20 protein-coding genes are annotated in these 24,027 nt (G+C 74.0%); 6 read left to right on the top strand and 14 right to left on the bottom strand.

The window, feature by feature from the left end:
- Nucleotides 1-8: 8 nt before the first annotated feature.
- From OG900_15530 to OG900_15550, 5 genes are all read right to left on the bottom strand, one after another.
- Entirely contained in the window at nucleotides 9-1,730 is a 1,722-nt protein-coding gene (locus OG900_15530; GenBank protein WUH91374.1) for an LCP family protein, read from the bottom strand.
- Nucleotides 1,731-1,917: 187 nt separating this feature from the next.
- Entirely contained in the window at nucleotides 1,918-2,913 is a 996-nt protein-coding gene (locus OG900_15535) for a malate dehydrogenase (GenBank protein WUH91375.1), read from the bottom strand.
- A gap of 223 nt (nucleotides 2,914-3,136) precedes the next feature.
- On the bottom strand, nucleotides 3,137-3,892 hold the full coding sequence (locus OG900_15540) for a hypothetical protein (protein ID WUH91376.1): 756 nt from the start codon (nucleotides 3,890-3,892) through the stop codon (nucleotides 3,137-3,139).
- A 526-nt stretch (nucleotides 3,893-4,418) separates the two neighbouring features.
- Nucleotides 4,419-4,817 carry a DUF3017 domain-containing protein gene (locus OG900_15545; GenBank protein ID WUH91377.1) on the bottom strand — a complete coding sequence of 133 codons (399 nt, stop codon included), beginning with the start codon at nucleotides 4,815-4,817 and terminating at the stop codon, nucleotides 4,419-4,421.
- Entirely contained in the window at nucleotides 4,807-5,670 is an 864-nt protein-coding gene (locus OG900_15550) for a bifunctional methylenetetrahydrofolate dehydrogenase/methenyltetrahydrofolate cyclohydrolase (protein ID WUH91378.1), read from the bottom strand. The genes OG900_15545 and OG900_15550 overlap by 11 nt, the downstream gene beginning before the upstream one ends.
- Before the next feature lie 141 nt (nucleotides 5,671-5,811).
- Between OG900_15550 and OG900_15555 the strand changes: the two genes are divergently transcribed.
- Both OG900_15555 and OG900_15560 read left to right on the top strand, forming a co-directional pair.
- Nucleotides 5,812-6,480, top strand: a complete 669-nt coding sequence (locus OG900_15555) for an RDD family protein (GenBank protein WUH91379.1) — start codon at nucleotides 5,812-5,814, stop codon at nucleotides 6,478-6,480.
- Entirely contained in the window at nucleotides 6,477-6,986 is a 510-nt protein-coding gene (locus OG900_15560; protein WUH91380.1) for an RDD family protein, read from the top strand. Before OG900_15555 ends, OG900_15560 begins: the two co-directional genes overlap by 4 nt.
- A gap of 76 nt (nucleotides 6,987-7,062) precedes the next feature.
- Here the strand turns inward: OG900_15560 and purH are convergent, their stop codons facing one another.
- Entirely contained in the window at nucleotides 7,063-8,640 is a 1,578-nt protein-coding gene (purH, locus tag OG900_15565; protein ID WUH91381.1) for a bifunctional phosphoribosylaminoimidazolecarboxamide formyltransferase/IMP cyclohydrolase, read from the bottom strand.
- Nucleotides 8,637-9,275 (bottom strand): phosphoribosylglycinamide formyltransferase, encoded by a 639-nt coding sequence (purN, locus tag OG900_15570; protein ID WUH91382.1) that lies wholly within the window; start codon nucleotides 9,273-9,275, stop codon nucleotides 8,637-8,639. Before purN ends, purH begins: the two co-directional genes overlap by 4 nt.
- A 302-nt stretch (nucleotides 9,276-9,577) precedes the next feature.
- Between purN and OG900_15575 the strand changes: the two genes are divergently transcribed.
- Nucleotides 9,578-10,345, top strand: coding sequence for a hypothetical protein (locus OG900_15575; GenBank protein WUH91383.1), 768 nt, complete (start codon nucleotides 9,578-9,580; stop codon nucleotides 10,343-10,345).
- Nucleotides 10,346-10,419: 74 nt separating this feature from the next.
- Here OG900_15575 and OG900_15580 read toward each other — a convergent pair whose 3' ends face one another.
- Nucleotides 10,420-11,640: a DUF6350 family protein gene (locus tag OG900_15580; protein WUH95779.1), complete on the bottom strand. Its 1,221-nt coding sequence runs from the start codon at nucleotides 11,638-11,640 to the stop codon at nucleotides 10,420-10,422.
- Between the two features lie 128 nt (nucleotides 11,641-11,768).
- On the opposite strand from OG900_15580, the gene OG900_15585 reads away from it, so the two are divergent.
- Nucleotides 11,769-12,773 carry an RNA polymerase subunit sigma-24 gene (locus OG900_15585; protein ID WUH91384.1) on the top strand — a complete coding sequence of 335 codons (1,005 nt, stop codon included), beginning with the start codon at nucleotides 11,769-11,771 and terminating at the stop codon, nucleotides 12,771-12,773.
- A gap of 85 nt (nucleotides 12,774-12,858) precedes the next feature.
- Here OG900_15585 and sucD read toward each other — a convergent pair whose 3' ends face one another.
- From sucD to OG900_15610, 5 genes are all read right to left on the bottom strand, one after another.
- A complete protein-coding gene (gene sucD, locus OG900_15590) occupies nucleotides 12,859-13,746 on the bottom strand; it encodes a succinate--CoA ligase subunit alpha (GenBank protein ID WUH91385.1) in 888 nt (295 codons plus the stop codon).
- Nucleotides 13,747-13,767: 21 nt separating this feature from the next.
- A complete protein-coding gene (gene sucC, locus OG900_15595; GenBank protein WUH91386.1) occupies nucleotides 13,768-14,940 on the bottom strand; it encodes an ADP-forming succinate--CoA ligase subunit beta in 1,173 nt (390 codons plus the stop codon).
- Nucleotides 14,941-15,224: 284 nt separating this feature from the next.
- Entirely contained in the window at nucleotides 15,225-16,412 is a 1,188-nt protein-coding gene (locus tag OG900_15600; GenBank protein WUH91387.1) for a VWA domain-containing protein, read from the bottom strand.
- Nucleotides 16,405-18,825, bottom strand: a complete 2,421-nt coding sequence (locus OG900_15605) for a DUF5682 family protein (protein ID WUH91388.1) — start codon at nucleotides 18,823-18,825, stop codon at nucleotides 16,405-16,407. Before OG900_15605 ends, OG900_15600 begins: the two co-directional genes overlap by 8 nt.
- Nucleotides 18,822-19,934 carry an AAA family ATPase gene (locus OG900_15610; GenBank protein ID WUH91389.1) on the bottom strand — a complete coding sequence of 371 codons (1,113 nt, stop codon included), beginning with the start codon at nucleotides 19,932-19,934 and terminating at the stop codon, nucleotides 18,822-18,824. Before OG900_15610 ends, OG900_15605 begins: the two co-directional genes overlap by 4 nt.
- Nucleotides 19,935-20,072: 138 nt before the next feature.
- On the opposite strand from OG900_15610, the gene OG900_15615 reads away from it, so the two are divergent.
- Nucleotides 20,073-21,428 carry an SWIM zinc finger family protein gene (locus tag OG900_15615; GenBank protein WUH91390.1) on the top strand — a complete coding sequence of 452 codons (1,356 nt, stop codon included), beginning with the start codon at nucleotides 20,073-20,075 and terminating at the stop codon, nucleotides 21,426-21,428.
- Between the two features lie 355 nt (nucleotides 21,429-21,783).
- Nucleotides 21,784-23,352 carry a DUF5691 domain-containing protein gene (locus OG900_15620; protein WUH91391.1) on the top strand — a complete coding sequence of 523 codons (1,569 nt, stop codon included), beginning with the start codon at nucleotides 21,784-21,786 and terminating at the stop codon, nucleotides 23,350-23,352.
- 178 nt (nucleotides 23,353-23,530) lie between these two features.
- On the opposite strand, the gene OG900_15625 is transcribed toward OG900_15620, so the two are convergent.
- On the bottom strand, nucleotides 23,531-24,022 hold the full coding sequence (locus tag OG900_15625) for a hypothetical protein (GenBank protein ID WUH91392.1): 492 nt from the start codon (nucleotides 24,020-24,022) through the stop codon (nucleotides 23,531-23,533).
- Nucleotides 24,023-24,027: the final 5 nt, after the last annotated feature.

The raw sequence follows: 24,027 nt of genomic DNA on the forward strand, positions 1-24,027 counted from the left end.
GGGGGGTCTCAGGGGGCCGAGTCCTTGACGTTGGGGGAGATGGCGTACGCGTGGGAGGGGGACGTGGAGTGGCGGGGGTTGGCCGCCGTCGTGACGTGGCCGGCGGAGTCGACGCCGATCACGTCGTCGAATTTGCTCACCTGCGCACACGCACCCTTGGCACTGCCGAGCTGGGAGTTCGTCCCCTTGAGCGCCGACTTCTGGTCGGCCGCGGATATCGGGGCCTTGCCGCCGGGGAAGGTCGTGCCGGTCGGCCAGTCGGTGCCGAGGAGGAGGACGAGGCCGGTGGCGGAGGCGGACGGTTTGAGGGCCGCGGAGGGCAGGCCGAGGGCCTTGGCGACGCTCTGGGCCTGGGCCTGCTGGGCCGTGGGGTAGCTGAGCGTCGTGGTGGCGGACGAGGGGCCGTCGCCGGACGTGGTCCGGGGGGAGAAGCCGCGGGAGACCAGCTCCGCGGCGATGTCGGCGGCCCGGTGGGCGACGCCGCCGCCGTTCTGGACCTGGACCGCGATCGAGGACGGCGGGATCGTGGGCGTGGCGGAGGGCGCCGCCTTGGCGCCGCTCGCCGTGGTGAGCGACTGGTCGTCGGCGATCGTCTTGAAGAGCGCCGCCGCGCCCGGGTTGACCAGGTGCAGCTCGGAGCGGCCGTCGACCGTGACGCTGGCGGTCTGGAGGGTGGCGAAGGTGACCCGGTCGGTGGGGACCTTGTTGAGGTCGGTCCCCAGGCCGATCAGCTTGGTGACGGAGTCCAGCGAATTGTCGACGGTGAGCGCCTTGGTCGCGGCGTTGGCGACCTTCCACATCTTGCTGGGGCTGGTCAGGGTGCCGTCGTCCTTGAGCTTGTTGAGCAGCGCGGTCAGGAAGACGTGCTGGCCGCCCGTGCGGCCTTCGTTGTCGCTGCCGTCGCCGAAGCCGTGCCGGGTGCGCACGAACTCCAGGGCCGCTACGCCCTGGAGGACGTGCGAGCCCTGCTTGAGCTTGAGGTGGCTGTAGGGGTCGTAGATGTCGGCGCTCACGCAGACGTTGACGCCGCCGACCGCGTTGGACATGTCCACCACACCGGAGAGGTGCACCATCATGAAGTGGTCGATGGGTATCCCGGTGAGTTCGTGGACGGCCACGACACTGCAGCCGGGCCCGCCGGCGAGGGCCGCGTTGATCATCGTGTCGTGCTGCGGGCCCATGCTGGCGTGGCCGTCGTCGTGGCAGCCGCCCCAGTCCGCCCGCAGGTCGCGGGGCACGCTCATGACGGTGGCGTTCGTACGGTCGGCGGATATGTGGACGACCATCTCCACGTCGGCGCGCTGCCCGGTCGCCACTTTGCAGGCGCCGCCGAGCTTGCAGTCCGCCGCGTCCGTGCGGTCGTCGGAGCCGATCACCAGGATGTTGATCGGGGTGCGGCCGAAGGCGTCGGCCTTCTCGTGCCCGGCGCCGTCCTTGCCGTTCGCCGACAGGTCGTCGGACTTGATGTTGCTGTTGAGCTTCCAGTACGCGTATCCGGTGGCGCCGCCCGCGAGGAGGATGACGAAGCCCATGGCCAACCCGATGATCTTCAGGGAGCGCCCGCCGCCGCGCCGCTTCCGCCCTTTGCGGAGGGCCGCCCGACCGCCCGGCGGCCGGTGCGAGCCGGGGCCGTCGGCGGGCGCGGGGGCGCTGGGGACCGCGCCGGCGCTGTGGGCGCCGCTGCGGCGCCGGTCGGTGCCGCGCCTGCGTGATCCGCGGGAGTCGCTCATGGTCGGTTCCTTGCGACGTCGGGCCCAGCACAAACTGGGTCGGCCGACTTCTACGACCGGCGAAACCCCCGGCAGGTTGCATTCCGCTTACGATTTTCGGATTGTGTACCTGGACACACGGCGGCCCCGCCGCTGAGGACCAGCGACGGGGCCGGGGGCCGGGGCCGTACGAACGGCCGCGTACCGCTCAGATCAGGCCGAGCTCGCGTACCGCGGCACGCTCCTCTTCCAGCTCCCGCACCGACGCGTCGATCCGCGGCCGGGAGAAGGCGTTGATGTCCAGGCCCTGGACGATCTCGTAGGCGCCGTCCTTCGTGGTGACCGGGAAGGACGAGATGAGGCCGGCCGGGACGCCGTAGGAACCGTCGGAGACGATGCCCATCGAGGTCCAGTCGCCGTCGGCGGTGCCGTTCACCCAGGTGTGCACGTGGTCCAGGGCGGCGGACGCGGCGGAGGCCGCCGAGGAGGCGCCGCGGGCCTCGATGATGGCCGCGCCGCGCTTGGCGACGGTCGGGATGAAGGTGTCGGCGAGCCACTGCTCGTCGTCGACGACCTCGGCGGCGTTCTTGCCCGCGACCTCGGCGTGGAAGATGTCCGGGTACTGCGTGGCGGAGTGGTTGCCCCAGATGGTGACGCGCTTGATGTCGGACACGGCCGCGCCGGTCCGCTTCGCGAGCTGCGCGATCGCCCGGTTGTGGTCCAGGCGGGTCATCGCGGTGAAGCGCTCGGCCGGGACGTCGGGGGCGGCGGACTGCGCGATGAGCGCGTTGGTGTTCGCCGGGTTGCCGACCACCAGGACCTTGATGTCGTCGGCCGCGTGGTCGTTGATGGCCTTGCCCTGCGGCTTGAAGATGCCGCCGTTCGCCGACAGCAGGTCGCCGCGCTCCATGCCCTTGGTGCGGGGGCGGGCGCCGACCAGCAGCGCGACGTTCGCACCGTCGAAGGCGACGTTCGGGTCGTCGGTGATGTCGATGCCGCGCAGCAGCGGGAAGGCGGCGTCGTCCAGCTCCATGGCGGTGCCCTCTGCGGCCTTGAGGCCCTGCGGGATCTCCAGCAGCCTGAGCCGCACCGGCACGTCCGCGCCGAGCAGGTGGCCCGAGGCGATGCGGAAGAGGAGTGCGTAGCCGATCTGGCCTGCGGCTCCGGTGACGGTGACGTTGACGTTGACGGGAGTGCGAGTCATTGCCTTCTCCTGGCCTTTGCTGCGGTCTGCTGCGGTCTGCGCGGGCGCGGGTTGGCCGCTACGGCAGTGGCCCGAGCGGCCCAGAACGCGGATCTCTCGTCGTCAAGAGAGCCACCCGTCAGGCTATCGCGCGCCGCGCCCGCCGTCGGACCGCGGTCATGTGGCGGCGGTCACCGCCACCGCCACCGCCACCGCCTTGCGGCGCCACCGCGTACGGGCCGGCTCAGCCGAGGCAGATGCCCAGCAGTATCAGGCCCACGCACAGGCCCGTGTGCGTCGGGCTCGGCGTGGCGCTGGGGGTGGGGGTCGCCGTGGGCGTCGCGGTGGGCGCGGCGGACGTGGTGGCGCCCGGTGCGGTCGGCGCGGGGGCGCCGGGCGGCGGCGCACTCGTCGTCACTCCCGCGGGCGGCGCCGCCCGCGTGGTCCGGCCGGGCGCGGGCGGCACCGCGGAGACGGTGTCGACCGGCGCGCCCGTGCCGGCGTCGGCACCGCCGGGCCCGCCCGGGTGCTGCGCCGCCGGAGTACGCCCGCGTGGCGGCGCGGACGGCGCCGGGGCTCCCGTCGCGGCGGCGCCGTTGCCCGTGGAGTCGGCGTCGCCGCCATGGGCGCGGCCGTTGCTCGTACCTGCCATCAGCACGACCGCGAGCAGCGCGGCCACCGCCAGCACGCCGGCCGCCGCCAGCAGCACGACGCGCCTGCGGCGGGCCGGCATGCCGTCCTGCGCGCTCAGCGGGTCGAGCGGGTCCGGATGCGGCACCGGCCTGCCCCTGCCGCGGTCGCCCGCGCCGGTCGAGGCCTTCTCCGCGAGCTTCCACAGGGCGCCGACGCGGTCGTAGTCCGCGCCGCTCGCCTGCGCCAGCACCTCGACCGCGGCCAGTGGCGGCACTTTGGCCGCCGCGAGGTAGCCGGCCCACGCGTCGGCCGGTTCGGCCGTGCGCGCGGCCAGGGCGGGGACCGTCAGGCCGCTCCTGTCCTTCATCCTGCGCAATTGCGTCGCCAAGCGCCGCATGTCCAGGGGGATACGGTCTGCCAGTGGCTCCCACTGCCCCATACCGAACCCTTCGTGTCCCACCGAATACCCAGGGCCACGCTATCTCTTCGTGCCCGCACGAGTGGTCTTACCCCCAAGTTCCCACTCGCGTGGGGCATTTGTGCTAACAGGGTGCCCCGGCTCTCCCCCTCCGACCGCGGCCCGGTGGTGGGCTTGTCTCGCAGTTCCCCGAGCCCCCGAGGTCCTGCCCCTTGCGGTGCGTTGCTTGCCTGCGACGCCGTCGTGATGGGGCGCGCAGTTCCCCGCGCCCCTGGGTGATTGCCCCTTGCGGTGCGTTGCTTGCCTGCGGCCGCGTCGTGGCGGGGCGCCGAAGAGGCGGGAAAGAAAGCACCGCCACCGCAAGGGGCAATCACCCAGGGGCGCGGGGAACTGCGCGACAAGCCCACCACCGGGCCGCGGGCAAGGGACGTACCGCGAGGGGCAGGACCTCAGCGGCCGGCCGCCGGGCGACTGTTCAGCGAACGGAGAAGTGGATGATGTCCTCGAGGAAGGGGATCCGGATCAGGGGGTCCGGCTGAGCCATCAGCGCGAGCAGGACGATGGCGACGCCCAGGATCCCGTACGTGATGACGTCGGTGAACCGGCTGCGCACGGCCAGCATGCCGACCGACTGCATCGTCCACCTCAGCACTCCGCCGAGGAGCAGCGAGACCCCCACCACGACCGCGCCCGCGCGAAACGCGCCGGCGGCCGTGGTGACGAGGCCGATCACCGCGCCGGCGATGACCAGGAGGATGGGCCATTGGCGGGCGGGAGCCGGTGATGTGCCGGGGGCGGCGCGGCCGCCGCCTTCGGGGCGGGGGGTGGAGGTGGTGACGGCGGGGCGGCCGCCGGGGCCGAGGTCATCCGACATGGGGCGCCGCCCGTTCGGCCGTCTCGACCACGTTCTGGAGGAGCAGCGCCCGGGTCATGGGGCCGACCCCGCCGGGGTTGGGGGAGAGCCAGGCGGCGACCTCGGCCACGCCGGGGTGGACGTCGCCGACGATCTTGCCGTGCTCGTCGCGGCTGACGCCGACGTCGAGGACGGCCGCGCCCGGCTTGACGTCCTCGGGCTTGACGATGTGCGGCACACCGGCCGCGGCCACGATGATGTCGGCCTGCCGCAGCTGCGCGGACAGGTCGCGCGTGCCGGTGTGGCACAGCGTGACCGTGGCGTTCTCGGACTTGCGGGTGAGCAGCAGGCCGATGGAGCGGCCGACGGTGATGCCGCGGCCGACGACGACGACGTGCGCGCCGTTGACGGCGACGCCGTGCCGGCGCAGCAGTTCGACGATGCCGTTGGGGGTGCAGGGCAGCGGGGCGGACACGCCCAGCACGAGGCGGCCCAGATTCGTCGGGTGCAGCCCGTCCGCGTCCTTGGCGGGGTCCATGAGTTCGAGCACCCGGTTGGTGTCGATGCCCTTGGGGAGCGGGAGCTGCACGATGTAACCGGTGCAGGCGGGGTCGTCGTTGAGTTCGCGGACGACCGCCTCGATGTCCTCCTGCGTGGCGGTGTCCGGCAGTTCGCGCTGGATGGAGCCGATGCCGACCTGCGCGCAGTCGCGGTGCTTGCCCGCGACGTACCACTTGCTGCCCGGGTCGTCGCCGACCAGCAGGGTGCCGAGGCCGGGTGCGACACCGCGGGCCTTGAGCGCCTGGACGCGCTCGGTCAGTTCGGACTTGATCGCGGCGGCGGTGGCCTTGCCATCGAGAATCTGGGCGGTCATACCCCCATTCTCGCGGATCGGGGGCGTGCGGGACCAATCCGTCCACTTCCTGTGCATGGTTGACCCTTGCGCCCCCCACATGCTGGGCCGGACGATGTGGCGGATCCGTCCCGTCCGTCCCGCTCGCTAAGGAATCCGCACGTGAGTCAGCCTCCCGGCCCCCCGAACCCGTACGGTGGCCCGCCCCAACAGCCCTACGGCCAGCCGCAGAACCCCGGCATCCCGCAGCAGCCGTACTACGGCCAGCAGCCGGGTTACGGCTACCCCGCCCAGCAGCCGCCGTACGGTGCCTATCCGCCGGCCGGCGGGCTGCCGCCCGGCATGCCGCCGCTGGCGAGCTGGGGGGCCCGGCTGGGCGCGTACCTGCTCGACTTCCTGATGTTCAACCTGGTGCCGACCGGCCTGATCATGGCGGGGGACCTGCCGTACAGCAAGAAGGTGCAGGACGCCAAGGACGCCTGCACCGACCAGGGCATCTCGTCCAGGAACTGCGACCTGCCGAGCATGTCCAGCTCCGGTCTGACGCTGGTCCTGGTCGGCGCGGTGCTCAGCCTCGCCGTCTTCGTCTTCCTCAGCATCCGCGAGGGCAGGACCGGCCAGACGCCGGGCAAGAAGATCGTCGGCATCCGGCTGCTGCGCGAGTCGGACGGCGCCGCCCTGGGCTTCGGCCGCGCCTTCGGCCGCCGCTGGCTGCACGTCCTCGACGCCATACCCTGCGGCCTCGGCTTCCTGTGGCCGCTGTGGGACGGCAAGAACCAGACCTGGGCCGACAAGATGGTCCACACCGTGGTGATCAAGGACCAGTTTTGAGCAGCCTGGGGGGGCAGCCGGAAGAGGCGGAGGTGCCGGGCTACGCGATGGACATCGGCGCGGCGGCGTACCGCCCGGTGCTTCCGGCGTACCGCTATGAGCGGCACCAGCTCGCGCACTGGTTCGTACGGGTCGCGTCCGGCCTGACCGACGCGGCCTTGGTCAGCCTGCCGGTGGTGATCCCGTACGAGGCCATGTCGCCGGGGCACGACAGGGCGGTGATGATCGCCAACGGCATCACGGTGGTGCTCGTCCTGAATGTGCTGCTCGCCCTGTGGGAGGGGCGCACCGGGCGCAGTCCCGGCAAGGTGCTGCTGCGGCTGCGGCTGGTGGACGCCGGCGGCGGGCAGCCGCTGGGCGTCTGGCGGGCGATCGGCCGCCGGGTGGCGCACCTGCTCGACGGGCTGTCGTGCTACCTCGGCTACCTGTGGCCGCTGTGGGACAGGCAGCGGCAGACGTTCGCGGACAAGATCACCGGCGCGGTCGTGCTGGCCGAGGGGAACTGACCGCAGACTGGGCAATGCACCGAGGCCGTACCCCTGGCGCGGGGTACGGCCTCGGACTGCTCACGACGTGCCGCTGTCAGTGGAAGAAGTGCCGCGTGCCGGTCAGGTACATCGTCACGCCGGCCTTCTGCGCCGCCTCGATCACCGCTTCGTCGCGGATCGAGCCGCCGGGCTGGGCCACCGCGCGGACGCCCGCCTCGGCCAGGACCTCGAAGCCGTCGGGGAAGGGGAAGAAGGCGTCGGAGGCGGCATAGGAGCCGGCGGCGCGCTCGGCGCCGGCGCGGGCGACCGCGAGCTTCGCCGAGTCGACCCGGTTGACCTGGCCCATTCCCACGCCGACGGTGGCGCCGTCCTTGGCGAGCAGGATGGCGTTGGACTTCACGGCACGCGACGCGCGCCAGGCGAAGGCGAGGTCGGCCAGCTCGTCTGCGGGCAGTGCCTCACCGGTGGCCAGCGTCCAGTTGGCCGGGTCGTCGCCCTCGGCCTGCAGCCGGTCCTTGACCTGGAGCAGGATGCCGCCCTCGATGGGCTTGTACTCGGCGACCGCGTCGGGCGCGGCGGCGACCCGCAGCACCCGGATGTTCTTCTTGCGGGCCAGCACCTCCACGGCGCCGTCCTCGTAGTCCGGGGCGACGATGACCTCGGTGAAGATGTCGGCGACCTGCTCGGCCATCGCGACGGAGACCGGGCGGTTGACGGCGATGACACCGCCGAAAGCGGACAGCGGGTCGCAGGCGTGCGCCTTGCGGTGCGCGTCGGCGACGTCGGAACCGACCGCGATACCGCACGGGTTGGCGTGCTTGATGATCGCCACGCAGACGCCGTCGTGGTCGTAGGCGGCCCGGCGGGCGGCCTCGGTGTCCACGTAGTTGTTGTACGACATCTCCTTGCCGTGCAGCTGCTCGGCGCCGGCCAGGCCGCCGCCCTCGCCGGTGACGTACAGCGCGGCGGGCTGGTGCGGGTTCTCGCCGTAGCGCAGCGTCTGGCGGCGGGAGAAGACCTCGCCGACGAATTCCGGGAAGGCGCTGGTGTCGTCGGCCGCGTAGCCGTCGGCGAACCAGGACGCCACGGCCACGTCGTAGGCGGCGGTGTGCTGGAAGGCCTCGGCGGCGAGCCGCTTGCGGGTGTGCAGGTCGAAGCCGCCCGCCTTGGCGGCCGCCAGCACGTCGGCGTAGCGCGCCGGGCTGGTGACCACGGCCACCGACGGGTGGTTCTTGGCGGCGGCGCGCACCATCGAGGGGCCGCCGATGTCGATCTGCTCGACGCACTCGTCGTCGCCCGCGCCGGACTCCACGGTCTCGCGGAAGGGGTAGAGATTCACCACGACCAGCTCGAAGGGCTTGACGCCCAGCTCGTCGAGCTGCCGCCGGTGGTCCTCCAGGCGCAGGTCGGCGAGGATGCCGGCGTGGACCCGCGGGTGCAGCGTCTTGACCCGGCCGTCCAGGCACTCGGGGAAGCCGGTCAGCTCCTCGACCGGGGTCACCGGCAGCCCCGCGGCGGCGATCCGGCCGGCCGTCGAGCCGGTCGACACCAGCTCCACGCCCGCCTCGTGCAGGCCGCGGGCCAGCTCCTCCAGGCCGGTCTTGTCGTAGACGCTGATCAGCGCACGGCGGAAAGGCTTCGTGCCCTGTCCCTGGGTGTCTTCGGCGCTCATGCCGGAATCCGTACCTTTCGTCCTTCGATGCGGTAGCCGTCGCGCGACAGCCGCCCTACGACGTCGACCAGCAGCCGCCGCTCGACGTCCTTGATGCGCTCGTGGAGCGCGTCCTCCGTGTCGTCCGCCCTGACCTCGACCACGCCCTGGGCGATGACCGGGCCGGTGTCGACGCCGTCGTCGACGAAGTGGACGGTGCACCCGGTGACCTTGGCGCCGTACGCGAGCGCGTCGCGTACGCCGTGCGCCCCGGGGAAACTCGGCAGCAGCGCGGGGTGCGTGTTGATGAACCGGCCGCCGAACGCCGCCAGGAAGTGCTTGCCGACGATCTTCATGAATCCCGCGGACACGACGAGGTCGGGCGCGTACGCGGCTGTCGCCTCGGTCAGCGCCGCGTCCCAGGCGGCGCGGTCGGCGTGGTCGCCGACCTTCACCACGAAGGTCGGCAGTCCGGCGCGCGCGGCCCGCTCCAGACCCGCGATGCCGTCGCGGTCGGCGCCGACCGCGACGATCCCGGCGCCGTAGCCGGGGTCGGCCTCGATGGCGTCGAGCAGCGCCTGGAGGTTCGTGCCGGAGCCGGAGACCAGGACGACGAGGCGGGTCGGGGTGCTGCGGGCGGGAGTGTGGGAGGCCACTGGCGGGGCTCTTCTCTCGCTGAAATCGTTCGGATGATCGTACGAGTCGGGGATTGGCCGGATTCCGGGGAACCCTACGAGACCGCCGACCGTCAGCAACGATACCGGCACACCGCACGGCCCCCACGGGACGGGGGAGCGCGCGCGAGGTAGCGTCTGGCGGGAGCACGGGACTTCGCGCGCGCTGCGCGCGGGTGAACGTGATGTATCCGACACCTGTGTCACGTATGACTTGTAGTGCTGGCGGAGCAGGACAGAACACGGCGGCGTTGAGCCCGGTAAGAGGAGTCGAGCCCAAGGGGATGGCGCATCACATCATGAGCAGCGGCCGTAATCGTCTTGCGCTGCGCGCGCCCGAGGGCGACCAGGACCAGGACAACCCGTTCGCGCCCCCGCCCGAAGGGGCGCCGGACCGGCCCTGGCAGCCCAGGCGGCCCGACGAACCGGGCGACGCCGACTCGGGCTCGTCCGACGGCACACCCCCGCCCCCGCCCCCCGGGCGGCGGCCCGGGGCGCCCCAGGCATGGGGCAGCCAGTGGGGCAACCGGCAGCCGCAGGACGGCCGCCCCGACCCCGGCCAGGGCCCGAACGGCCCCCAGGGCACCGGCCCCCGCTTCGACCCCACCGACCCGGCACAGCGCCGCTCCCGCTACGCGCTGGTCTGCGGCGGCTGGGGCCTGATCTTCGCGGTCCTCGGCTGGGTCGAAGTCGGCCTGCTGCTCGGGGCGCTCGCCCTCTACTGGGGCATCAGCGCGCTGCGCATGTCCCCGGAGGACCGCGCCGAGGCCCGCGCCACCGCGGCGTCGGCCCTGGCCGACGCCACGCAGACGCCGCGCCCGAAGCCGCCGGCGCCAGGGCCTGACGCGCAGCGCTCCTTCATGACCGCGGCGTGGACCGGCATCGTCACCAGCGCGGTGACCATCGCGATCGTCGCCGCGTCCTTCGCGCTGCATCTCGCGTACCGCGACTACTACACGTGCAAGCAGGACGCGTTGACGACCCCGGCGTCGCAGGCCTGCCAGAAGCTCCTCCCGGAGCCTCTGCGAAGCGTCCCCGCCCTCCGCGGCTGACCCCTGCGGGGCGCTGTCACGTCCCCACCTGGGGCCCGGTGGGGGCTAGCCCCGCCACTCCCTGCGGGGGCTGTTCATTCCGGCGTCGTGGGGGGATAGGTCGGCATGGGGGGATACGCGGAGCGCCTGGTGCGGGTCCAGGCGAGGAGGGTGGAGGTGGGGAGGGACAGGGCCAGGGGCCAGGTCGTGGCGGCGGCGGCCGTGAGCCACCAGGTGGGGCCGAAAGAGGTGAAGGCGGCGACGCCGAGTGGGCCGCCGGCGAAGGCGGCCAGGACGGCGGAGGCGACGCCGCAGACGGCGGAGGCGACGGAGGTGACGAGCGCGGTGCGGCGCACCGTGAGGCGGGCCCTGACGCAGCAGTAGGCGACCGCCGCGCCGGCAAGCGCGGGTACCGCGAGTGCGGCCCAGCCCACCGCGTGGGCACCCGGCGAGGGCACCACGGCGAGGAGGGGGAAGCGGGGCAGGAGGGGGTGCGGGGAGACGCCCCCGGGGGCGACGGTGTGGCCGGCGCCGACCAGGAAGCCCGGCCCGAGGGCGTATGCGGCGCACCACACCGCGAGGTTGGGCACCAGCAGGACGCACAGCAGCGCGAGCGCCGCCTGCCCGGCGAGCGGCGCGCTGAGCCGCCCGAGGGCGTGTCCGGCGGCGCCGGCGTGCCAGGCGAGGGCGGCGGCGCCGATGAGGGCGCCGCCTCCGACGAGGATGCCGGTGGCGATGCCGCCGGCCCGGAGCGCGAGGGCGGCGTCCGCGCCCCACGGCAGGTGGCGCTCCAGCGGTGGGCGCCCGCTGCCGGTCCAGGCGCCCAGGGCGGTCACCGCGGCGGCGAAGAGCGGGACGTACACCGCGGCTGAGAGGACGTCGACCCGCAGCGGCCCGCTCGCGGCGTAGACGGTGACGGGCGCCGCCACGCCGAGGTAGCCGCCCACCGCCCACCCCGCGGAGCGGTGCGTGCTGCTCGCGACCGCGGACGCGACCCCGCGGTGCAGCAGCCACGCGGGCAGCACGGTGAGCAGCAGCGGGGTGACGCCGATGGGGGCCGGCATTCCGGAGAGCGTGCCGTCGCGCACCAGGTCGGCGCCCTGCGCGAGCAGCCACAGGCCGGTGGCGATGTGCAGCGCCCCGCCGAGCCCGTTGTCGGGGTAGGGCGAGGCGACCCAGAGCAGGAGGACGACCGCGGTGAGTACGGCGAGCGCGAGGCCTGCGGCGGCCACCCCGGCCGCGACGGCCGACGCGCGTGCCGCGGCGAGCGCGCGGCCTGTCGTGGAGGGCGGGTACGCCGGTGCGTGTTCCGTCATATGGGTCACGACGTCACATGGTGCCAAGAACACCCGTTTCGCCCGCGCAGCGGGCGATTGGTCGCCGTGTCGCCCACGATGTGCCGTATACGTGCTTTTATCGGACCGTCTGACGAGAGGCCTCACTGGTGAGCGGGCGCAAACGGTCACAGAAGAAGCGGGCCCAGCCGACTCCGCACCCCGCCTCCCGCGCGGCCGCGTCAGCGCAGGCGGCCGGCTCGCAGGCCGAGGCCGCCGCGCGGCGCGCACCGGCCACGGCGACCACCCCCGCTCCCCCGCCCGGCCACAAGAGCTCCCGCCCGCGCAAGCCGGGGCCCTCGACGGGCCGGCCGGGCACACCGCCGCCCGCGCCCATGCGGGTACGGGTCGTCTACCGCCCGGTCGCCGCCACCGTCCTGCCCGCCGAGGAGGAGGCCGCCGACCCCGAGGGCGCCTTCGACGCCCTCTACCTGCGCAGCGCCACGGCCTTGCGGCGGCAGGTCGCCGTGCTGACGGGGGATCGGAAACTGGCCGCGCGAGCCGTGCAGCGCGCCTTCGACCTGGCCTGGCGGCAGTGGCCCGAGGTGGCGCGGGACAGCGACCCGGTGGGGTGGGTGCGGGCGGCCGCGCACAACTACGCCCTGGCGCCGTGGCAGCGCGCCTTGCGGGGCCGGGGGCCGGGGCGGCACAAGGCGGTGGCCGCGGCGGAGGACGCACTGCCGCGGGCGCTGGTGCGGCTGCACCCGGAGCGGCGGCGGGCGCTGCTGCTGCACGACGGGCTCGGGCTGAGCCTGCGGGTGACGGCCGCCGAGGTCGAGTCGAGCACGACGGCCGTCGCGTCGCGGATCATCGGCGCCCGGCGGGAGCTGGCCGCTGCGGCGCCCGACGACTACGACGGCGGCGACGCCGCCGGGCACCTGACGGTGCTGCTCGCGGCGGAGCCCGACCCGCCGGCCGGGGAGCCGGAACCCCGCGGCGTACGGAAGGCGAGCGAGCGCGGCACCCGGCGGCGTACGGTCGGCGTCCTCGCGACGGTCGGCGCGATCGCGCTGGCCACGACGGTCGGCATGATCGTCCTGCCCCAGCACGGCACCCCGCCGCGGCACGGGCCCGCCCACGAGCAGCAGGCCGCCCGACCGTCGGCGAACAGCTGACAGGACCGGACGGCCGACCGGACGCGAACGGCGTGGGCCCGCCCCGGGAAAGGGGCGGGCCCACGCCGTCGCGGGTGGCCTCGGGTCAGCCGACGAGGATCTCGCGGGCCAGCCTGGCGGTCTCGGACGGGGTCTTGCCGACCTTGACGCCCGCGGCCTCCAGGGCCTCCTTCTTGGCCTGGGCCGTGCCGGAGGAGCCGGAGACGATGGCGCCGGCGTGGCCCATGGTCTTGCCCTCGGGCGCGGTGAAGCCGGCGACATAGCCGACGACCGGCTTCGTCACGTGCTTCTCGATGAAGGCCGCGGCCCGCTCCTCGGCGTCGCCGCCGATCTCGCCGATCATCACGATCAGGTCGGTGTCGGGGTCGGCCTCGAACGCGGCGAGCGCGTCGATGTGCGTGGTGCCGATGATCGGGTCGCCGCCGATGCCGACCGCGGACGAGAAGCCGATGTCCCGCAGCTCGTACATCATCTGGTACGTCAGAGTGCCGGACTTCGACACCAGGCCGATGCGGCCGGGCTTGGTGATGTCGCCCGGGATGATGCCGGCGTTGGACTGGCCGGGGGTGATCAGGCCGGGGCAGTTCGGACCGATGATCCGGGTCTTGTTGCCCTTCTGCTGGGCCAGCGCCCAGAAGGCGGCCGAGTCGTGCACCGCGACGCCCTCGGTGATCACGACGGCCAGCGGGATCTCGGCCTCGATGGCCTCGACCACGGCGTCCTTGGTGAACTTCTCCGGGACGAAGATGACCGTCACGTCCGCGCCGGTGGCCTCCATGGCCTCCTTGACGCTGCCGAAGACCGGGACCTCACGGCCCTCGTCGAAGGTGACGGTGGTGCCGGCCTTGCGCGGGTTGACACCGCCGACGATGTTCGTGCCGTCGGCGAGCATCAGCGTGGTGTGCTTCATGCCGGTGGCGCCGGTCATGCCCTGGACGATGACCTTGCTGTCCTTGGTGAGGAAGATAGCCATGGTTGTCTGTGTCCTCGTCCCTTACTTCGCGGCCAGCTCGGCGGCCTTGTCGGCCGCGCCGTCCATGGTGTCCACCCGCTGGACCAGGGGGTGGTTCGCGTCGGACAGGATCTTGCGACCCAGCTCCGCGTTGTTGCCGTCCAGGCGCACGACCAGCGGCTTGGTGACGTCCTCGCCCTTGGACTTGAGCAGCGCCAGGGCCTGCACGATGCCGTTGGCGACCTCGTCGCAGGCGGTGATGCCGCCGAAGACGTTGACGAAGACGGACTTGACGTCCGGGTCGCCGAGGATGATCTCCAGGCCGTTGGCCATGACCTCGGCGGAGGCGCCGCCGCCGATGTCCAGGAAGTTGGCGGGCTTCACGCCGCCGTGCGCCTCGCCGGCGTAGGCGACGACGTCGAGGGTGGACATGACCAGCCCCGCGCCATTGCCGATGATGCCGACCTCGCCGTCGAGCTTGACGTAGTTGAGACCCTTGGCCTTGGCCTTGGCCTCCAGCGGGTTGGCGGCGGCCTTGTCCTCGAGCGCCTCGTGGCCGGGCTGCCTGAAGGCGGCGTTCTCGTCCAGCGAGACCTTGCCGTCGAGCGCGACGATCTTGCCCTCGCCGGTCTTGACCAGCGGGTTGACCTCGACCAGCAGGGCGTCTTCCTTGATGAAGACGGTCCACAGCTGCTGCAGCACATCGGCGACCTGGTCGGCGATGTCGGCAGGGAACTTCGCCGCGGCCACGATCTCGGCGGCCTTCTCCGGCGTCACGCCCTCCAGCGCGTCCACCGCGACCTTGGCCAGCGCGTCCGGGTTCTCCTCGGCGACGACCTCGATCTCGACACCGCCCTCGACCGACGCCATGGCCAGGAAGGTGCGGTTGGTGCGGTCCAGCAGGAAGGAGACGTAATACTCCTCCTTGATGTCCGCGGTCTCGGCGAGCATCACCTTGTGGACGGTGTGGCCCTTGATGTCCATACCGAGGATGGCCTCGGCCTTGGCGACCGCGTCGGCCGGGTCGGCGGCCAGCTTCACACCGCCGGCCTTGCCGCGGCCACCCACCTTGACCTGCGCCTTGACGACCGCACGGCCGCCCAGTCGCTCCGCCGCCGCGCGTGCCGCCTCAGGCGTGTCGATGACTTCACCGGCCAGCACCGGTACACCGTGCTTGGCGAAGAGATCCCTCGCCTGGTACTCGAACAGGTCCACGCGCGTCCGTCTCCCTTTTCCCTGGAATCCGCTGGAAGTAAGCCTGGATGTCATCCGCATCGGCAGGAGGCTGCCGCCCATGGGTACAGCGCCGCCTGCCGGCTGGGCGTGCCGCTACGGGCAGGGCGACTGCACGTCACCAGCTGTCACCAGGGAAGCGCACGCGGTGTCCGAGTACGCGGCATGTCCGTCTTGCAGGTTATCGCCGCGCGCGGGCGGGGCCTAAATCGCGGATCACTTGTGAGCGGTGAGAACGGTCACAGACCGCTGGTCGCTTCGCCCTTTCAGGCCTCGGGTATCGGAATACGGCGCTTCTCGATCGCCGCGGCCATCACTTCGGGGAAGAGGTCGGGGGTGCAGGCGAAGGCGGGCGCTCCGAGCGCGGCCAGCGCGGCCGCGTGCTCCCGGTCGTAGGCGGGCGCGCCCTCGTCGGACAGCGCGAGCAGCGCCACGAACTGCACCCCCGACGCCTTCATCGCCGCCACCCGCTTGAGCATCTCGTCCCGTATGCCGCCCTCGTAGAGGTCGCTGATCAGTACGACCACCGTTTCGGCCGGACGGGTGATCAGCGACTGGCAGTACGCCAGCGCCCGGTTGATGTCGGTGCCGCCGCCGAGCTGGGTGCCGAACAGCACGTCGACCGGGTCGGCGAGCTGCTCGGTCAGGTCCACCACCGCGGTGTCGAAGACCACCAGCCGGGTGTCGATGGACCGCATCGAGGCGAGGACCGCGCCGAAGACCGACGCGTAGACGACGGACGCGGCCATCGACCCGGACTGGTCGACGCACAGCACCACGTCCTTCTTCACCGAGCGGTCCGCGCGGCCGTAGCCGATCAGCCGCTGCGGCACGACCGTGCCGTGCTCGGGCAGGTAGTGCCGCAGGTTGGCCCGGATGGTGCGGTCCCAGTCGATGTCGCGGTGCCGGGGCCTGCTGACCTTCGCCGACCGGTCCAGCGCCCCGGTCAGCGTGGCCCGCGTGCGGGTCGCGAGCCGCGCCTCCAGGTCCTCGACCACCTTCCTGACCACGGCCCGCGCGGTCTCCTTGGTCGTCTCGGGCATCGCCCGGTTCAGCGACAGCAGGGTGCCGACCAGGTGCACATCGGCCTCCACCGCCTCCAGCATCTCCGGCTCGAGCAGCAGCGCGGACAGCCCGAGCCGGTCGATGGCGTCACGCTGCATCACCTGCACCACGGAGCTGGGGAAATACCGCCGGATGTCCCCGAGCCACCGCGCGACCTGCGGCGCCGACCCCCCGAGCCCCGCCGCCCGCTCCCCGCCCCGCTCCGGCCGCCCCCCGCCGGCCCCGCCCGAGCCGTACAGCGCGGCGAGCGTACGGTCCATCGCCGCGTCCCGCCCCGACAGCTCGTGGCCGGTCCCCTCACCCGCGGGTCCGCCGCCCAGCACCAGCCGCCAGCGCCGCAGCCGCTCCCCGGCCGCCCCGGCCTCCTCTGTGCTCCCCTTGTCACTCATCGCCCGCTCCCCCGTCTCCGCGCGTGCCCAGGTCGGTCGTCGTGGTGGTGCCCAGCAGCAGCCGCACGGTGTGCGCCGCCGCTTCCGCCCTGGCCAGGTGCAGGGTGGGGCCGAAACCGGGCAGGCCGGGCTCCGGCACCCGGCCGCCCCGCTGCCGCGCCGCCGCCGGGCCGCGGCGCACCAGCTCGCCGACCGTGCGCCGCACCCCGGGCTCGAACTCGGCGAAGGTCCGCCGCAGCAGCGGCAGCACATCGCCGAAGGCCGCCGCCGGCACCCCGGCCAGCCATCCGTCCACCAGCGCCAGCAGCTTCTCGTCGTGCACCAGCAGCATGCCGCCGCCGGCCAGGAAGCCCTCGATCCAGCCCGCCGACTCGGCCGGGCCCGTCCCCGGCGACAGCGCCAGACCCATCAGCCGGGCGGCCTGGTCCGCCTCCAGCCGGCCGTCGTCCCGCAGCAGCCGGGCGGCCGCGCCCCGCAGCAGCCCCGCTATGCCGCCGTCGCGCTCGGCCACACTCCGCAGCGCGGCCGCCCAGCGGTCCCGCAGCGCGGGGTCGGGCAGCAGGGCGACCGCCCGGTGTACCTCGTCGACCAGCGGGCGCATGGCCGCGGCGCCCTCCGCGTCCAGCCCCGCGCAGGCCGGCGGCAGCCCGACGCAGATCCGCAGCGCCAGGCCCGCCGCGACGTCGCCGAGCGCCGCCGAGTCCGTGCCGCGCACATCGCCGTAGCGCACCGCCCGCACCAGCGCGGGCAGCGCCGCCGCCAGATGCGCCACGTCCATGTCCAGCGCCGCCCGGTCGGCCAGCACCCGCATCACCACCGGCAGCGCGTCCGGCAGCCCGGCCAGCAGGCACGCCTCGGCCGTCGCCGTGACCTCGGCGAGGGTGCCCGAATGCGCCGCCGCGTCCGCCGCCTTCGCCGCGGCCGCCGACGCCACCGTCGTCCCCCATATCCCCGCCTCGGCGACCCGCACCGCCAACTCCGGCTCCCAGCGCAGCCGCCAGGTCTCCCGGAAGGTGCCCTTGTTGTCCCGGCCCCTGGCCGGCTCGCCCCAGCCGATACCGAGCAGCGCCAGCCGGTGCAGCAGCCGGCTGCGGGCCGCGTCGGTGTCCTTGCGCAGGTCCAGGTCCAGCTCGCGCTCCAGCGCCTCCGGCTTGAGCCGCAGGGTGCGCTGCTCCCTGGCCAGGTCGCGGGCCAGCGGCACCGCGGGCGCGTCCGGCGGGACCTCGCCGAGCACATCGCCGACCACCAGCCGGTCCCTTATCAGCGCCAGCGGCACATCGGAGCCGTCGCACATCACGGCCCGGATCGCGTCCGTGGTCTCGCCGAGCCCCGCCAGCGGCCGCCCGCGCATGGCCGCGAGCGTGTCGGCGAGCCGCACCGCCTCGATCACATGCGCCGACGAGACCGGCAGGTCCTCCTCCCGCAGCAGGCCGGCGACCTTCGTCATCCACCGGGTGACCGGCCGGTCGGCGGCGGTGAACAGGTGGCGATACCAGCCAGGCGAGTCGATCCCCGCGCCGTACCCGCTGGCCCTGGCCAGCCTGCGGTGCGTCCACGGCACCCAGGTCGTCTCGACCTTCGCCTTCGGCAGCCCCTTGAGCAGCTGCCGGTCGGCGGCCACCGCCGGCCGCCCGGCCAGCGCGGGCACATGCCATGCCCCGCACACCACGGCCGTCCGCTCATACGCCCGCCGCGCCTCACGCAGCCGGAGCCGCATATGCGCTTCCCGCAGCGGGTCGTGGGCATGCCCGCCGTCGCCGTGGATCGCCCGGATCGCGCCCATCGCCTCCGCCAGCGCGGCGAACGGCGCCAGCGGGTCACCGGCGTCCGCCCCGCTCCCCCGGTGCTCGACCGCGTCCTCCCACCAGCGCTCCGGGTCGTCGTAACCGGCCGTCTCCGCCAGCACCGCCAGCGGGTCGACCCGCACATCGGCGCCGCCCGGCTCCGGGGCCGCCGGATCGGGCTCCTCCTCCCCGGTCGCCGGGCGCAGCGCCAGGCTGTGCGCGGCCGGCAGGTCGATGAAGCGCACCTCGGCGCCCGCCCTCGCCGCCCACCGCAGGGCGACCCACTCGGGCGAGAACTCGGCGAAGGGCCAGAAAGCGGCCCGCGACGGGTCGTCCACCACATGCGCCAGCAGCGCCACCGGCGGCCGCATCGCCGGATCACCGGCCAGCCCCACCAGCACGTCGGCCTCCGGCGGCCCCTCGATCAGCACCGCCTGCGGCCGATACGCCTCCAGCGCGCCCAGCACCGCCCGCGCGGACCCCGGGCCGTGGTGCCGCACCCCGAGCAGCACGACATCCTCCGGCGCCGGGGCCGCCTCGCCCGCCGCCCGCGCGACGGCGGTGGCCGCCGCCCGGTCGGCGGTGTCCCGCGGCGGGACCGGCGGCAGCCGGTCCGTGGTCCTGGTCATGACGACACCTCCCTGCACGCGCGGTAGAAGTCCTTCCAGCCGTCCCGCTCCCTGACCACCGTCTCCAGATACTCCTGCCAGACGAGGCGGTCGGCCGCCGGGTCGCGGACGACCGCGCCGAGGATGCCGGCCGCGATGTCGCCCGCGCGCAGCACCCCGTCGCCGAAGTGGGCGGCCAGCGCCAGGCCGTTGGTCACCACCGAGATCGCCTCGGCCGTGGACAGCGTGCCCGAGGGGGACTTGACCTTGGTGCGGCCGTCCTCGGTGACACCGCCGCGCAGCTCGCGGAAGACGGTGACGACCCGGCGGATCTCGTCGGCGCCCCGGGGGGCGGCCGGCAGGTCCAGGCCGCGGCCGATCTGGTCGACCCGGCGGGAGACGATCTCCACCTCGTCCTCCGCGCTGGCTGGCAGCGGCAGCACCACCGTGTTGAACCGGCGGCGCAGCGCGCTCGACAGGTCGTTGACCCCACGGTCGCGGTTGTTGGCGGTCGCGATGAGGTTGAAGCCCCGGACCGCCTGCGTCTCCCCGCCCAGCTCCGGTATCGGCAGTGTCTTCTCCGACAGGATCGTGATCAGCGAGTCCTGCACGTCGGCCGGGATGCGGGTCAGCTCCTCGACCCGGGCGATCCGGCCCTCGGCCATCGCCCGCATCACCGGGCTGTGCACCAGCGCGGCACGGCTGGGGCCGTGGGTGAGCAGCTGCGCGTAATTCCACCCGTAGCGGATCGCCTCCTCGGGGGTGCCCGCCGTGCCCTGCACGAGCAGCGTCGAATCGCCGCTGATCGCGGCGGCCAGATGCTCAGACACCCAGGTCTTCGCGGTGCCCGGCACACCGAGCAGCAGCAGCGCACGGTCCGTCGCGAGAGTGGTGACCGCCACCTCCACGATCCGCCGCGGGCCCACGTATTTGGGAGTGACGACCGTGCCGTCCGGCAGCTTCCCGCCGAGCAGGTAGGTGGCGACCGCCCGCGGGGACAGATTCCAGCGCGCAGGGCGCGGGCGGTCGTCAGCGGCGGCGAGCGCGTCAAGCTCGGCCGCGAAGGCCTCCTCGGCATGTGGCCGCAGGACCTGCTCGGCGCCGGCCGCGGCGCTCGTCGTAGCGGTCATGGCTCTCCCCCACTCATCGATGCGGACCCTCTCGATCCGTACTGCTCCCACCATGCACCCGACCACTGACAATCCGTCACAGCCCGCTATCCGCGCAGGTCAGGGCGATTGTCAGTGGTCGGTCCTAGCGTGGTCGGCATGGAGGACACGGAAGGTCGGTGGACAGCGGACCAGGTGCTCGCACTCGCGCCTGACGCGGCGTCACGCTCCGCGGGCGCACGGCTCGCGGCGCCCGCGCCGTGGTCGGGCACGGGCGCGGCGGGCGCCGCGGTCTGGGGGCTGTGCGCGGGCAGCGGGAGCAGGCCTTATCAGACGGCGGTCGATCTGAGCGGACCGGCTTTCGCGTGCTCGTGCCCGAGCCGGAAGTTCCCGTGCAAGCACGCGCTGGGTCTGCTCCTGCTGTGGGCGGCGGGGGGCGGGGGGCCGGTCGCGTCGGGGGCGGCCGCGCCGGAGTGGGCCGAGCAGTGGATGGACGCGCGGCGGAAGAAAGCGGAGGCGGCTGCCGCCGCGGGGGCGGACGCGGGTCCCGGGCCCGGCTCCGCCGTGCCCGCGCAGGACGCGGCGCGGAAGCGGGCCGAGCGGCGGGCGGTCCGGGTCGAGGGCGGTGCGGCCGAGCTGGAGCAGCGGCTCACCGACCTGCTGCGGGGCGGACTCGCGGGCTCCGACCGGGCCGGATATCAGCAGTGGGACGAGATCGCGGCCCGCATGGTCGACGCGCAGGCACCCGGGCTCGCCGCCCGGGTGCGGGAGTTGGGGGCGGTGGCCGGCTCGGGGGGAGACTGGCCGTCGCGGATGCTGGAGGAAGCGGGCCTGCTGCATCTGCTGGCCCGCGGCTTCCTCGGCCGCCAGCGCCTCCCGGCGCCGCTGGCCGAGACGGTGCGGACGCGGATCGGCTTCACCGTCGACTCCGCCGATGTGCTCGCGGGGCCGCTGGTCAGGGCGAATTGGCTGGTCCTCGCGCAGTACGACACGGCAGACGAGCGGCTGACGACCCGGCGGATATGGCTGTACGACGGGGAGTCGGGGCGGTTCGCGCTCGTCCTCTCCTTCGGCGCCGCCGGCCGCGCGCCCGAGCTGACGCTGCCCGTCGGCACGGTGCTCGACGCCGAGGTCGCCTTCCACCCGGCCGCGGTGCCGCTCCGCGCGGTCCTCGGCACGCGGTATGGCACGAGCCTGCCCGGGCAGGCGCCACCGGGCACCACAGTCGGCGCCGCGCTCGACTCCTACGGCACCGCGCTGGCCGACGACCCCTGGCTCGACGCCTGGCCCGTCCTGCTCGCCGACGTCGTCCCCCTCCCGGGCCAGGACCGCTGGCGCGTGGCCGACGCCGACGGCGACGCGGCGGTGCCGCTGCTCGGCGCGGACCACTGGCGCCTCGCCGCCATATCGGGCGGGCACCCCGTCACCCTCTTCGCCGAGGCCGACGCCACCGGCTTCCGCCCGTTGGCGGGGTGGACACGGGCCTCTCCGAGGGGGGTGGCGCTGACGGCCTGACACGGGTGGCTGGTGACGGGGCATCGGGGGGCGCGGCGCGTCGGCGGCGATGCCGGGTCGCGGGTGAGGGTTCTTCGCGGGTGGCGCCCGTTCGCGGGTGACGGTGCTTCGGAGGTGACGTCGGTTCGCGGGCGACGTCGGTTCGCGGGCGACGTCGGTTCGCGGGCGACGTCGGTTCGCGGGCGAGGGTGCGTCGCCGATGGCGGCCGTTCGCGGATGACGGTGCTTCGGGCGACGACGGTCGCCCGTCGCGGTGCACGTGGGAAGCCACGCGGAGCGCGGGAGCACGGGCGGCCGCCGCCCCGAAGACGCGGGGTTCGCGTGATCGGCACGGGACGTACGAGGAGGGGTTCGGATGGATGGCGGATGGGACGACCTCGTCGGGAGCGCGCTGCTCGGGACGGAGCGGCGGCGGCCGGGCGGGGTGGTCGGGGATGCCGAGGAGGCGGCCGCGGGGTTGTTGGACGCCGCGGCGGCGGGGGTCGTGCGGCGGCGGGCCGGGCTGCTGCCGGGGGTCGCCGGGGAGCGGCCGGCCGTGGCGGCGGAGGACCGGCGGGCGGAGTTGCCGGACGCGGCACGGCGGCGGCTGGGGATGCTGCTGGCCGACCGTACCGCCGGCGCCGGGGGAAACCGGCGGGGCGCGGCGCCGAATCTGGCCGAGCTGCTGCCGCAGTGGCTGGCCGCGGCCCACCGGGAAGGTTATGCGGCGCCGCCGGAATTGCTGCCCGCGCTGCTGGACGCGGCCCGCGCCCGCACCGACCTGCGGGCCGACGCCCTGGCCTTCGCCGGCCCGCGCGGGCGCTGGCTCGCGGGGCTGAACCCGGACTGGAAGTACGCCCTGCGGGCGGGCGCGGGGGCGGTCTCCGGTCCCGACCCGGAAGGGCCCGAGCAGGTGGAGAGGCTGTGGGAGGAGGGGCTGTTCGCCGAGCGCGTCGCCCTGCTCGGCCGCCTGCGGCTCACCGCGCCCGACACCGCGCTGGCGCTGCTGGCCGCGACATGGAAGAGCGAGCGGGCCGAGGACCGGCTGATGTTCCTGGACTCGTTGCGGACCGGGCTGTCCGCGGCGGACGAGCCGTTCCTCGAGCAGGCGCTGAGCGACCGCAGTCGCAACGTGAGGGCGACGGCCGCCGAGCTGCTCTCCGCGCTGCCGGAGTCCGCGCTGGCCGCGCGGATGGCGGCTCGGGCCCGCAGCTGCGTGTCGCTCGGGCCCGACGGCATCGTGGTGGAGGCGCCCTACGAATGCGACGCGGCGATGGAGCGGGACGGGGTGGCGCCGCGGCCGCCGAACGGGCGGGGCGAACGGGCGTGGTGGCTGGGCCAATTGGTGGACGCGGCGCCGTTGGCGACCTGGCCCGCGCGGTTCGGGGGCCGCACACCCGAGCAGATCATCGGGCTGCCCGTCCTGGACGACTGGCAGCCCGACCTGCACGCGTCCTGGTGCCGGGCTGCCGTCCGGCAGCGGGACGCCCGATGGGCGCGGGCCCTGCTCGGACCGCCCCCGGCGGCGGCCGCGCCGCTCGCCGCGGTCGGCGACCCGGCGAAGCTGCTGTCCATATTGCCGGGGGGCGAGCGGGCCGAATGGGTCGCGGCCTTCATCGCGGCGCACGGGCTGTCGGAGGCGTTCCAGATGCTCGGGGTGTGCTCGGTGCCGTGGGCCGCGCCGCTCGGGCGTGCGGTGGTGGACGCGCTGGACATCGCGCGGGACGCGGGCAGTTACCCCTGGAGCTTCAGCGGGGTGATGGGGCTGGCCGAGCGCTGCCTTGACCCGGCCGACTCGGAACAGGTCGCCGCGCTGGCTGGGGGTGGGGAGGAGCCGGCGGATTCCGCGCCGGGTGCGGTGGCTTATTGGGGGGAGGCCTTCCAGAGGCTGAGCGGTACGTTGCGCTTGCGCGCGGCCATGTTGGGTGAGCTGCGTTCGGCTTGACCGTGCCCCCCGGGGTCGCGCCCGGGGCCCGCTGCGGGACCTTCTCGCCGTCGTGGCTGGGCGCTCCGTTCTCCCCCAGAGCTTCGCGTGGGGGTACCTCCACGCGCCCCTGGGTGATTGCCCCTTGCGGTGCGTTCCCTGCCTGCGGCCGCGTCGTCCTCCGGAGCTTTGCCTGGGGCTAGAGCTTGCCTCGGCGGAGGCCCTGCCAGGTCCAGCCGGAGGTGAGGACGGTTTGCTGGAGGGTGTGTTTGAGGTCGTCCGTGTCGAAGCGGTAGGACTCGCCGTCGGGGGCGAGGTCGCGGCCGGCGAACTTCTGGTGGATCTGGCCGTGGGCGCGGGAGGAGGTGCGTTTACGCGGGGGGGCTTCGCCGGTCAGGGTGAATTCGGAGTGGTAGTCCATCGTGTGGACCTCGGCGGTCTCCGGGATCAGGCGGAGGCGGATCTGGAAGTCCTCGCAGTCCTGGACGCGGCCGAAGACGCCCTTTCTGGTCAGCTTCACGAGCTGGAACTCGGCGACCAGGTCGACGCCTTCGGGGGTGCCGTCGCGGATGACGTACCGGGCGTCGGGGGTGTTGAGCGCGAGCAAGGAGTCGCGGAGGTCCGCAGCGGTGCGCGGGGGGAGGCCGGGGGCGGGCACCAGGGTGACGTTCTGGCGGTTGAAGAGGCTCACGGAAT

Origin of the sequence: Streptomyces sp. NBC_00433, from assembly GCA_036015235.1 — a bacterium.
GTDB lineage: Bacteria > Actinomycetota > Actinomycetes > Streptomycetales > Streptomycetaceae > Actinacidiphila.

Coding starts and splice junctions, on each gene's coding strand:
- OG900_15530 (WUH91374.1), bottom strand. CDS start 1,730: ATGAGCGACTCCCGCGGATCACGCAGGCGCGGCACCGACCGGCGCCGC.
- OG900_15535 (WUH91375.1), bottom strand. CDS start 2,913: ATGACTCGCACTCCCGTCAACGTCAACGTCACCGTCACCGGAGCCGCA.
- OG900_15540 (WUH91376.1), bottom strand. CDS start 3,892: ATGAAGGACAGGAGCGGCCTGACGGTCCCCGCCCTGGCCGCGCGCACG.
- OG900_15545 (WUH91377.1), bottom strand. CDS start 4,817: ATGTCGGATGACCTCGGCCCCGGCGGCCGCCCCGCCGTCACCACCTCC.
- OG900_15550 (WUH91378.1), bottom strand. CDS start 5,670: ATGACCGCCCAGATTCTCGATGGCAAGGCCACCGCCGCCGCGATCAAG.
- purH (WUH91381.1), bottom strand. CDS start 8,640: ATGAGCGCCGAAGACACCCAGGGACAGGGCACGAAGCCTTTCCGCCGT.
- OG900_15575 (WUH91383.1), top strand. CDS start 9,578: ATGGCGCATCACATCATGAGCAGCGGCCGTAATCGTCTTGCGCTGCGC.
- OG900_15580 (WUH95779.1), bottom strand. CDS start 11,640: ATGACGGAACACGCACCGGCGTACCCGCCCTCCACGACAGGCCGCGCG.
- sucD (WUH91385.1), bottom strand. CDS start 13,746: ATGGCTATCTTCCTCACCAAGGACAGCAAGGTCATCGTCCAGGGCATG.
- OG900_15600 (WUH91387.1), bottom strand. CDS start 16,412: ATGAGTGACAAGGGGAGCACAGAGGAGGCCGGGGCGGCCGGGGAGCGG.
- OG900_15605 (WUH91388.1), bottom strand. CDS start 18,825: ATGACCAGGACCACGGACCGGCTGCCGCCGGTCCCGCCGCGGGACACC.
- OG900_15610 (WUH91389.1), bottom strand. CDS start 19,934: ATGACCGCTACGACGAGCGCCGCGGCCGGCGCCGAGCAGGTCCTGCGG.
- OG900_15615 (WUH91390.1), top strand. CDS start 20,073: ATGGAGGACACGGAAGGTCGGTGGACAGCGGACCAGGTGCTCGCACTC.
- OG900_15620 (WUH91391.1), top strand. CDS start 21,784: ATGGATGGCGGATGGGACGACCTCGTCGGGAGCGCGCTGCTCGGGACG.